Raw genomic sequence first — 2,157 nt, 5'->3', positions numbered from 1 at the left:
CGTCCATTCACTTAATTGTTGAGATTTCACTTGATGTTCAGTTGAACAAGCACTAGTCAATAAACAAAAAATAATAATAAATCGATTAAAGTTAATCACTATTTTTACCAAATACCAACGGGAACGCCATACTCATCAACATAAGCTTGGGCTTCTTCGCTTAACTCTGGATACACAAAATCATCAGCTACTTTATACTCTACGGCTTGAACTTTAAATTGAAGTTCATTATCAAAGCATCCGCCATTAAGAAATACGGAAATCATTCCATCAGGAGCCAAACCCAATAAAATATTATTTTTATATGGAAGTAATAAATCATAATAACCGCAGCGTATATCGTGGTATTCACGCATTTTATTTCTAATATCTTCTGATACTTTAATGCCTTGGTGATATGTTTTTTTATTTGCTAAAGAATGCCAACGGACATATAAAGAGCCAGGCAACTCAATACTTTTAATTGAGTAACCGGAATTATAACGCTCCCCTCCCCCCCAACCTAAAGGAGCCGATGAAGATACCGTTGTCTTTCCTACCATTCCTTTCCAACCTATTTTTTTCTTTTCTCCAAAAATAAGAACGGTATCCACTCTTACGATATAATATTTTGGTGCCATTGTAGAAACTCGCCATTCATCTAATTGCTGAGATTTAACTTGATGTTCAGTTGAGCAAGCACTAATCAATAAACAAAAAATAATGAGAAAACATCGATTAAAGTTAATCACAATACTTACCAAATACCAACGGGAACACCATGCTCATCAACATAATCTTGAGATTCTTTCTTTAATTCTGGGTAAACAAAATCATCAGCTACTTTATATTCTACGGCTTGTACTTTGAATTGAAGCTCGTTATCAAAACATCGACCATTAAGAAATACGGAAATCATTCCATCAGGAGCTACCCCTAATAAAATATTATTCTTATACGGTCTAAGTTTATTACTTTTACCACAACGTATATCATGATATTCACGCATTTTATTTCGCATATCGTCGGAAATCCTAATTGCTTTATCGTAAGTGACTTTATTCGCCAGTGAATGCCAACGAATATAAACTAACCCTGGTAACTCTGAGCTTTGAATAACATAACCTGAATGATACCGCTCCCTACCCTTCCAAGAATTTGGATGTTTAGAAAACTTAGTGGATTTTGTAACCATTCCTCTCCAACCTCCTTGTTTTTTCTCACCTGTAATCAACATAATATCAACATATGCTGAATAGTATTTTGGCGCCATCGTTGAGACTCGCCATTCATCCAATTGCTGATATTTAACTTGAGGTTCAGTTGAGCAAGAAGATACTAATAAACAAAAAGTAATGAGTAGATACGCTTTAACATTAATCACTATTCTCACCAAATACCAACGGGAACGCCATACTCATCGACATAAGCTTGAGATTCTTTTTTTAACTTAGGATACACAAAATCATCAGCTACTTTATACTCTACGGCTTGTACTTTAAATTGAAGCTCATTATCAAAGCATCCACCATTAAGAAATACGGAAATCATTCCATCAGGAGCCAAACCCAATAAAATATTATTTTTATATGGAAGTAATAAATCATAATAACCGCAGCGTATATCGTGGTATTCACGCATTTTATTTCTAATATCGTCGGAAATCCTAATTGCTTTATTGTAAGTGACTTTATTCGCTAATGAATGCCAACGAATATAAACTAGTCCAGGCAATTCAGTACTTTGAATTGAATAACCTGAATTGTATCTTTCTCTTCCCTCCCAAGAATTTGGATGTTTAGAAAACTTAGTGGATTTTGTAACCATCCCTCTCCACCCACCTTTCTTTTCCTCGCCTGTAATCAACATAATATCAACATACGCTGAATAATATTTTGGTGCCATCGTAGAAACTCGCCACTCATCTAATTGCTGAGATTTAACTTGAGGTTTAGCTGAACAAGCACTAATCAATAAACAAAAAATAATAAGAAGGAATCGATTAAAGTTAATCACTGTTTTTACCAAATACCAACAGGGACACCGTGTTCATCAATATAAGCTTGAGATTCTTTTTTTAACGTAGGATACACAAAATCATCCGCTACTTTATCTTCTGCGGCTTGTACTTTAAATTGAAGCTCATTATCAAAGCATGTCCCATTCAAAAATACTGAT

Annotated in this window: 3 protein-coding genes; all 3 read right to left on the bottom strand. The window is 34.4% G+C overall.

What is annotated here, in order from left to right; translation table 11 throughout:
• Nucleotides 1-104: 104 nt before the first annotated feature.
• Genes BTO23_RS12725 through BTO23_RS12715 form a run of 3 tightly spaced genes read right to left on the bottom strand, consistent with a single transcriptional unit; the run spans nucleotide 105 to nucleotide 1,995 of the window.
• Nucleotides 105-731 carry a DUF2931 family protein gene (locus BTO23_RS12725; RefSeq protein ID WP_170066740.1) on the bottom strand — a complete coding sequence of 209 codons (627 nt, stop codon included), beginning with the start codon at nucleotides 729-731 and terminating at the stop codon, nucleotides 105-107.
• A gap of 5 nt (nucleotides 732-736) precedes the next feature.
• The gene (locus tag BTO23_RS12720) at nucleotides 737-1,363 is read right to left on the bottom strand and encodes a DUF2931 family protein (RefSeq protein ID WP_105063706.1); all 627 of its coding nucleotides are present in this window, start codon (nucleotides 1,361-1,363) and stop codon (nucleotides 737-739) included.
• 5 nt (nucleotides 1,364-1,368) lie between these two features.
• Nucleotides 1,369-1,995 (bottom strand): DUF2931 family protein, encoded by a 627-nt coding sequence (locus BTO23_RS12715; protein ID WP_105063705.1) that lies wholly within the window; start codon nucleotides 1,993-1,995, stop codon nucleotides 1,369-1,371.
• Between the last annotated feature and the right edge of the window lie 162 nt (nucleotides 1,996-2,157).

This window comes from Aliivibrio sifiae, assembly GCF_002954715.1.
Classification (GTDB): Bacteria; Pseudomonadota; Gammaproteobacteria; order Enterobacterales; family Vibrionaceae; genus Aliivibrio; species Aliivibrio sifiae.
Note: the sequence above shows the minus strand (reverse complement) of the source record. Positions and strands in the feature narration are given on the sequence as shown.